Below are 7,935 nucleotides of genomic sequence, written 5' to 3'. Positions count from 1 at the left end.
AAAGCACCCAGTTCAGAGAATACCGCATAAATATTTAATCTGCTTGGGAAAGATATAATTCATCTGTCAAAATAAATTTGACAGATGAATTATATCTTTCCCAAGCAGATTAAATATTTATGCGGTATTCTCTGAACTGGGTGCTTTGGCAATTAAATTCTTATGATGCAGACGAGTGGAATAATTATCTGTCTTAGTTATATTTTGGGTTTGCTGTTTACGGCTATTCCTTGGGGTGGTGTGTGGATTTTATTATTGGGTGTGGTTGGGGCGGTTTTCTTTCGCCGCATATATGCTAATCTGCGGAAGTTTGCTCTGAAAAGAGAAGGTGCTGTTGGCAAAGATAAGGCGATCGCTAATAACTGGACGGGTATTCCTCATCCGAGAATATGGTTAATTGCTGGTGTGGTGGGTTTGTTGGCTACTGTTTATTGGCAATTGCGTGTTCCTCAACCGGGAATTGAGGATATTAGTCAGTTTGCGGCTGGGGATAATAGTAATCTTGAACAATTAGTGATTGTACGGGGGTTGGTGGATAGTAATCCCCGCGTAACTCGTAATCAACGGGGACAATTTTGGTTAGCAGCGACTCAGTTAGATGAGGTGAAAAATGATAGCGTTCGCGGAGCGTCCCGGAGGGAACTAGTGCCGCTGCAAGAGGGTCAGGAGGGAGGGGGGATTCCCAAGGGTGTGACGGGTAGGCTATATGTGACTGTGCCGATATTGCAATCTACTGGGTTATATCCTGGACAACAAATTGCGGTGACTGGATTTTTGTATAAACCAACTGCGGCTTCTAATCCTGGTGGGTTTGATTTTCAGAAATATCTGCGGCAGGAGGGGACTTTTGCGGGTTTAATTGGTAGGCAGATTAATATTTTGGATGATGAACATCCTTGGGGATGGTGGCAGGTTCGTGAGAAGATTGGGCGATCGCAATCTCGTTTATTAGGTGTTCCTGAAGGTCCCCTTGTTAGTGCAATGGTCTTAGGTAGTAAAGCTGTTGATTTACCCTATGATATCCGGGATTTATTCGTAAAAGCAGGTTTAGCCCATGCTTTAGCCGCGTCTGGGTTTCAAACTTCTCTGATTTTGGGTGTAGTTTTACAGCTAACAAGACGTACAAATAAAGCCACACAAATTACTCTTGGTAGCTTGGGATTAATTACTTTTCTGTTTTTATCAGGTTTTCAACCCGCAGTATTAAGAGCCGTAATTATGGGTTTTGCCGCTTTGTTGGGTTTGGCTTTAGAAAGAAATGTGAAGCAATTGGGATCTTTATTAATAGCCGCAACATTATTATTGTTGTTTAATCCTCTATGGATTTGGGATTTAGGTTTTCAATTGAGTTTTTTAGCGACTTTGGGATTAATTGTCAGTGCATCTGCAATCACTCAACGTTTAGATTGGCTACCACCTGCGATCGCTTCTTTAATTTCTGTACCTTTAGCAGCCACAATTTGGACTTTACCCCGACTGCTAGAGTTTTCTAGTGTCATTCCCGTTTATAGTGTGCCTCTAAATATTTTGACGACACCATTTATTTCTATCATTAGTATTGGGGGCATGATTAGCGGTTTGGTGAGTTTGATTTCCCCAGATTTAGGTGGCACTTTAGCCAGTTTTTTATATTATCCAACCCATTTATTAATTCAAATGGTGGAATTTTTTGTTAAGTTGCCAGGTAGTTTGGTAGCAGTTGGGAGTATATCAATTTTGCAAATGCTCACTATTTATATCTTAATTATTTTAGCTTGCTTAGTCCGATGGTGGCAAGAACGTTGGTGGTTTGTAGGTTTCATAGCAGTTGGTTTGGTACTTGTTCCCATTTGGCATTCTGCTAATAATTTGGTGAGAATTACTTTGTTAGATACTAGAACTGAACCTGTTTTAGTAATTCAAGATCGGGGAAATATTGCCGTAATTAATAGTGGAAATGAAGGCACAGGTAGATTTACAATTTTGCCATTTTTGAGACAGCAAGGTTTAAATCAGATTAATTGGGCGATCGCTAGTAAGTTTACAGGTTATACTAATGATGCTTGGTTGGAAATTATGCAAAGTCTACCAATTAAAAATTTGTATGAATATGCTCCTAAGTTGGAGGACAATATTGCAACTCAATTACTACAACAGGAACTCCAAAAACAGCAAGGAATTTATCAAAGTTTAGGAGTTGGACAACCTATAAATACTCCCACAATGACAGCACAATTAATTAATGACCAAGTACCGATTTTAAAGTTACAAATTTTTGGTCAAAGTTGGTTATTAGTAGGGAATATTAAATCTCAACAAATTAAAGAATTAATTAAAAGTGGTGATTTGTCTTCTCCCCAGGTGTTGTGGAGTCCATCAGAATCTTTGCAAGATTTAGTTTTAGCACTCAAACCACAAATAGCTATCTCTCCTGCTAATAATCTAGATAGGAAAACATTATCTTCTCTGAGTAAAGGACAAACAAAACTTTTCTTTACTGGTAAAGATGGTGCGATTCAATGGACACCTAATGGGGATTTTCAAACTTTCATTCAGACAACAGAAAATAAATCTTCTGTTTTGTAGGACAGAGAGACAAAGTAAGAAGGAGATGACAGCAGGTAGCAGGATAAAAACAGGGATTTTATCACCAATATAGCGGTTATCGGTCGGATGCAATAAAATATAGGGAACAGGGAACAGGGAACAGGGAACAGGGAACAGGGAAAAAATTTTGCCATAATATTCAAAAATATGGCTTATTTCTTCTACACAGCAAGCTTTATGAGATTTCTTTGTTCAGATTTTGCATATTATGTACTCAAGAGCCAAAATCGTGTTGTCCTTTTTTCTTGAATCGGGGTTGTTTCGATGTTTTGGAAAAACACCTATTCCATGCTTAGCGTAAGTCAGTTAACGCCTTTTGTGGGACATTTTTGTTAACTTCGTAATACCAAGCGTGTTCAGATTTAACCTCGGCGACTAACTTTTTATGCAAGTCAATCGCTGATGGTCAGAGGGAACAGGGAACGGGCAACAGGGAACAGGAAAAACTCATGTTTAAAAACATGAGATTGAAATAATGACACTGTTTTTTTCGTGCTACGCATCTTTTAAAAACATCCTTTTTTTGACTGAGCTTTAAACTCAGCAAATGAGTGTTTCTTATTTGCTCCCAGTTAAGAGTTCCCTGTTCCCTGTTCCCTTCTTTTGTAATTTAAGTTTTTCGCCTTCTTTGCGAGTCGCTAAAATATCTATGATTTGAGCATTTGCCCAGTTGTAAGCGTGTCTAGCGACTCCAGAAGCCTTGCGAAAAGCTGTAATCTGTCGGTTATTTGGAATTAGTGCAGTTTTGAATGATAAAAGCATTGATTCGACCTTCAATGTTGTGCTATGATATCTAGTATATTAGACATATTAGGATTTGGCAATGCCTCGGATTAAATTTAAACCACAAAATCAAGTAGCCTACGATAAATCACCCTTGCAATTTAAGGTTTTACCTGGAGTCAGGGAAAAAATTAAAACCGTCCCTGATTGGCAGCAACGGTTGAGGGATTTTGTTGATCAACTTATTGAAGACTTGGACAAACAGTAATATATGGATAGTTATGGGTAGAAATTATCAAGCTGTTTCTACCCCCCAAAGAGGGAGTTCTCTAATTAAGCATCTTGCGGATTAAGACGACTCATTTGCCATGTGGTGTATGTACCTATAGGACTCCAAATTAAATAAGGTAATAATAGTAATGCTGCCCAAAGCGATACAGATAAGACTGCAAGGGTGATTAATATACAAATTAGTAGACCTGTACCACCAATGATTGTACCAGCGATAAGACTGCGAAGACGGATCATTATGGGGCTATAGGCTATGGTAAATATCTCTAGAAGTAGGTACAAACCCATCATTAAGCGAGTTATATCGGTATTTGGGCTGTGTTCCCAAATAATATAAGCTGACCAAGCACCACAGATAAAAATTATAGTCCAAATCAGAGGAATTGCTGATTCAAAGGTTAACCATTTAGGTCTTTGTAAATGCCGAAACCATTGACTCTGGTTGGGTGTAATCCAGTTACCAGCGAAGCCTACGAAGAATGCTATAGTGCCAATAATCATCCAAGATTTAATCATAATTGCTTTGGTGCTGACTTTGGTGAAAGTCTGACGCAATGATATTACAACAAAATAGTTCCCTAAGAGTGTAGATAAATATTTTAACTTCTAATTTGCAGGTGCTGTATTAAATAGGTGTTAATGAAGCTCTTTTATACTGAAAAATTTGAAGACGTGAAAATATTAGGATCTTCATGTTCTTGACAAAACAGTATTAACTCATATATTAGCCATTATGATCTGTGTTAATCATTTTATTGAGAGTATGTTTATATACTTGACCAAAGCAGTGAAGTAAAAATGATGTAATTTGAATTTATAAAGCGGTTTTCTGGTATAAATCATTGTAATTAACCAAAAAATATAACTTATGACTCATTTTGGTATTCTTTGTCCAGCAGCAATAGGCCATCTCAACCCAATGTTTGTTTTAGGAAGAGAATTAAAACGGCGTGGTCATCGTGTTACATTATTCCACATCCCCGATGTTCAATCTAAGGTTGATAAGGCTGGATTAGAATTTTGGAAAATAGGAGAAGCTGAATTTTCCCCTGGAACATTAGAAGTAATGTACAAACAGTTAGGAGAATTGAGTGGAATGGCAGCATTAAATTTTACAATAGATTGGCTAGAAAAGGAAACGAAGATGCTATTTGGTGAAGCACCTACAGCAATCTCGAAAGCAGGAATAGAGGCTTTATTAGTAGATCAAGTAACAATTGGAGGCGGAACTATTGCCGATTTTCTAAAAATACCTTTTATCACTGTATGCAATGCTCTTCTTATTAATAGGGAACCAGGAGTTCCACCTTATTTTACCAATTGGGAATATAATACAGCCTGGTTGTCTACTTTGCGAAACCGTGCAGGTAACTTTTTACTTAATCAGTTATCACAAAAAATCTGGAAATTAGTAGCAGATCAACGTCGTCAATGGAATTTAGCAAATTACACTTGTCGTGATGATGCTGGTGGAAAACTCGCTCAGATATGTCAGCTACCTGCTGAATTTGACTTTCCGCGAGTGCGTTTACCTAAAACATTTCATTATACTGGTCCCTTGCAAGATCCATCAGGATTAGAGCCTCTTTCATTATCACCAATGCCTTTTCCTTTTGAGAAATTGAATGGTAAACCATTAATTTACGCTGCATTAGGTACTTTACAAAATCGCAAACAGGAAATTTTTCAAATGATTGCAGAAGCATCTATGGAATTGGATGTACAACTTGTGATTTCTTTGGGTCAGCCACAAATAAAAGAATTAGATTTTAACCTCGCAGGTTCACCTGTAGTCGTACCTTATGCGCCCCAACAGCAATTGATTTCGCAATCTGTTCTCACTATTACTCATGGTGGTATGAATGCAGTTTTAGGGGCTTTAAGTAGTGGAGTTCCACTGGTAGCAATTCCGATTACTAATGAACAACCAGGAATTGCTTCTCGGATAGCTTATACAGGTGCTGGAGAATTTTTACCCTTGTCTCGTTTAAATGTTACGAGTTTGCAGGAAATAATTAAGCGGGTCTTAACAGAATATTCTTACAAACAAAATGCACTGAGGCTAAAAGAGGCAATTGTTAGGGCTGGAGGAGTGAATTATGCTGCTGATATTGTCGAAAAGGCTATCTATACTCGCAAGCCGATTCTATTTGATCAAATAAATTAAAAATAATTTCGTTGGATGAGATTAAAATTGGAATTGGGTAATTGTTTTAATTATTGTACATTTCTTTAAGGCTGATGTCCACCGATAGGAATACAAAAATTAAATATCATTCCTATCGGTAAAACTTTACGAGTCACTAACTATTATCGGGCGGTCAATAGTGCTTTGGTTGCGGATTCTCCTAAAACTTTGACTTGGCGATTTAATTGGAAATTTAACAAAGCTACCACTGTTAACTCCGCTAAAAGTGCCAGAAAAATTGTTGTCGTCCGAGTATATTCTATAGCTGCCCAAGGACAGGTAGAAAATAACCACAAAATAGGATGTTTTGAAGGACTAATACCCAAAATGGCAAGAACAATTGATGGTAAAAACATCGCTACACCAATAGTTAGCACTGTCCATACATAACGCTTGGGATTTTTCATGAGTAGCATCAATTGAGCAATTGTGGCATACATCAACATTAATGTGAAAGCTAAAACCATAGCTAATATGACTTTGTTCTTATCAACACTACCATTATAAAAATTAGTAGGTGAGAACAGAATCCAGATTATTATTGGTATGGTGGCAATTGATAGATTAATTGCTATGGCAACAATAGCTGGGCTTTTTTCACCAAATACTAAATCTTTTAATACAGATTTATCTCGATGATTTTGGTGTCTATATCTTGCCCAATCTTGGATAGTTTGCCTCTGAGGTGAAAGCACAATAGTTAAAATTAGAACTAAGGCAAAATTGAGTAAAGCCATGAGGACGATGATCCCCATATCTGATTTGTTCTCAACTGCACCTATAGTCAATCCCAAAAACATTACCTGAGTAAAGGCTATAAATAAATAACTTTGTTTTTTACTCAATATTGTGCTATCTGTATTCCGAAAGCAGCGTTTCATTGCTTGCCAAATACCGTAGGAACAAATTCCGTAATTCACTAAATGAAAGCCGACTAAGGTAAGGAAATTTTTTCCTATTGGTAAGTAGAAAAATTGTAATTGGCTGATTGATGAATCTTTATAGGAACGAAACAGATTAGGAAATAGATAATTGGTGATATCCCAGGGACTTAAAAATCTCATCCAAGTTAGGGGATTATTAAAGCCTCCATAAGAAGATACCATTGTCATTGTCATAAACAAAAATACAAGTACAGCACCGCTACCCAACCAAGGTTGAAAGTTGCCGAACCAACGACTCACTAAACCAAAAATTAGGGCTGCACTGTAGAAGAAAAGACAACTTGCGGCAATCACAGCATAATAACTGAAAATGTAACTGAAGGCGATTTTAGCAGAATGTCCAGCCCATAAATGCAAAGGAATGGCTGTGAGGACAAAAAGATAAATTAAACTGGGGACTCCGAGAATTTTTCCAGTTAAAATGCTTGTTTCTGATTGAGGACTTAGACGAATAAAATTCAATGTTCCTCGTTGTTCTTCTTTGGCTAAATCACTAATTAATAAATAAGTTCCGCCAACTAAGAGGGTAAAAATGAAAATTACACTAAATGTTAAAAATGTGTATTCCCAATGATCTCGCCACCATAATTGCCAGTCTATTTTATCTAAAGGACAAATATTTTTCGATAAATAATTCTGAAGGTCAGCTAGTTCAGTGTTAACTTGCTGAAGTTTGGCATCTAAGTTGGGAATTATGGTATTATCTGATAGTTGAATTTGCTGATAATTAGTTATTTTTTGGTTAAGTAGGTTTTGTTGTTTATAGAGTTCTTGTTCCTGATTTTGGTATACTTCTCGCAAAGTGCAGTAGGTTGATCTAAGATAGTAGTTTTCATCGGGAAATTCTCGGAATTGAAATATGAAAACTATGAGTTGTAGTAGTAAGGAAGAACCCATAGATATGATGGCTCTTGCGGTACTTTTATGGTGGAAACTCAAATAACTAAAATTTAGTACCTAAAATTTATATTCATTAAGTCTCAGACTTCAGTACCAGCAAGAGATTACAAGATTTTAAATATGTTCAGATAGCAATGATGATATAATGATAATTATAAAATACAAAAGTTTTGGTGATAGCTATGAAATTTTCTGTAGATCAAATTCTCAATCTCCCAGATATGAAAGTGTTAGATTTTCAAGAAATCGAAGGGGCAGGAATAATTATAACAATAGAAAAAGCTGTTAATAATTCTACTTGTC

General features: G+C 36.8%; 6 protein-coding genes. 3 read left to right on the top strand and 3 right to left on the bottom strand.

The window, feature by feature from the left end:
* The first annotated feature begins 162 nt into the window (after window positions 1–162).
* On the top strand, window positions 163–2,565 hold the full coding sequence (locus AN486_RS25570) for a ComEC/Rec2 family competence protein (protein WP_290602958.1): 2,403 nt from the start codon (window positions 163–165) through the stop codon (window positions 2,563–2,565).
* 579 nt (window positions 2,566–3,144) lie between these two features.
* Here AN486_RS25570 and AN486_RS25565 read toward each other — a convergent pair.
* Complete coding sequence (locus AN486_RS25565; RefSeq protein WP_290602957.1) at window positions 3,145–3,348, bottom strand: helix-turn-helix domain-containing protein; 204 nt, start codon at window positions 3,346–3,348, stop codon at window positions 3,145–3,147.
* A gap of 61 nt (window positions 3,349–3,409) precedes the next feature.
* On the opposite strand from AN486_RS25565, the gene AN486_RS25560 reads away from it, so the two are divergent.
* The gene (locus tag AN486_RS25560; protein ID WP_168634134.1) at window positions 3,410–3,577 is read left to right on the top strand and encodes a hypothetical protein; all 168 of its coding nucleotides are present in this window, start codon (window positions 3,410–3,412) and stop codon (window positions 3,575–3,577) included.
* 65 nt (window positions 3,578–3,642) lie between these two features.
* Here AN486_RS25560 and AN486_RS25555 read toward each other — a convergent pair whose 3' ends face one another.
* Window positions 3,643–4,116 (bottom strand): TspO/MBR family protein, encoded by a 474-nt coding sequence (locus AN486_RS25555; protein ID WP_027401510.1) that lies wholly within the window; start codon window positions 4,114–4,116, stop codon window positions 3,643–3,645.
* Between the two features lie 352 nt (window positions 4,117–4,468).
* On the opposite strand from AN486_RS25555, the gene AN486_RS25550 reads away from it, so the two are divergent.
* A complete protein-coding gene (locus AN486_RS25550; RefSeq protein ID WP_290602955.1) occupies window positions 4,469–5,767 on the top strand; it encodes a glycosyltransferase in 1,299 nt (432 codons plus the stop codon).
* Between the two features lie 143 nt (window positions 5,768–5,910).
* On the opposite strand, the gene AN486_RS25545 is transcribed toward AN486_RS25550, so the two are convergent.
* Window positions 5,911–7,629, bottom strand: coding sequence for an ABC transporter permease subunit (locus AN486_RS25545; RefSeq protein ID WP_290602954.1), 1,719 nt, complete (start codon window positions 7,627–7,629; stop codon window positions 5,911–5,913).
* Window positions 7,630–7,935 lie beyond the last annotated feature (306 nt).

The organism is Anabaena sp. AL93 (genome assembly GCF_001672085.1).
Classification (GTDB): Bacteria; Cyanobacteriota; Cyanobacteriia; order Cyanobacteriales; family Nostocaceae; genus Dolichospermum; species Dolichospermum heterosporum.
This window is presented reverse-complemented; position numbering and strand designations above follow the sequence as displayed.

What these genes read in the sequence shown, in the direction of transcription:
- AN486_RS25550 (WP_290602955.1), top strand. Translation starts at nt 4,469, where the DNA reads ATGACTCATTTTGGTATTCTTTGTCCAGCAGCAATAGGCCATCTCAAC.
- AN486_RS25565 (WP_290602957.1), bottom strand. Translation starts at nt 3,348, where the DNA reads ATGCTTTTATCATTCAAAACTGCACTAATTCCAAATAACCGACAGATT.
- AN486_RS25555 (WP_027401510.1), bottom strand. Translation starts at nt 4,116, where the DNA reads ATGATTAAATCTTGGATGATTATTGGCACTATAGCATTCTTCGTAGGC.
- AN486_RS25570 (WP_290602958.1), top strand. Translation starts at nt 163, where the DNA reads ATGATGCAGACGAGTGGAATAATTATCTGTCTTAGTTATATTTTGGGT.
- AN486_RS25560 (WP_168634134.1), top strand. Translation starts at nt 3,410, where the DNA reads ATGCCTCGGATTAAATTTAAACCACAAAATCAAGTAGCCTACGATAAA.
- AN486_RS25545 (WP_290602954.1), bottom strand. Translation starts at nt 7,629, where the DNA reads ATGGGTTCTTCCTTACTACTACAACTCATAGTTTTCATATTTCAATTC.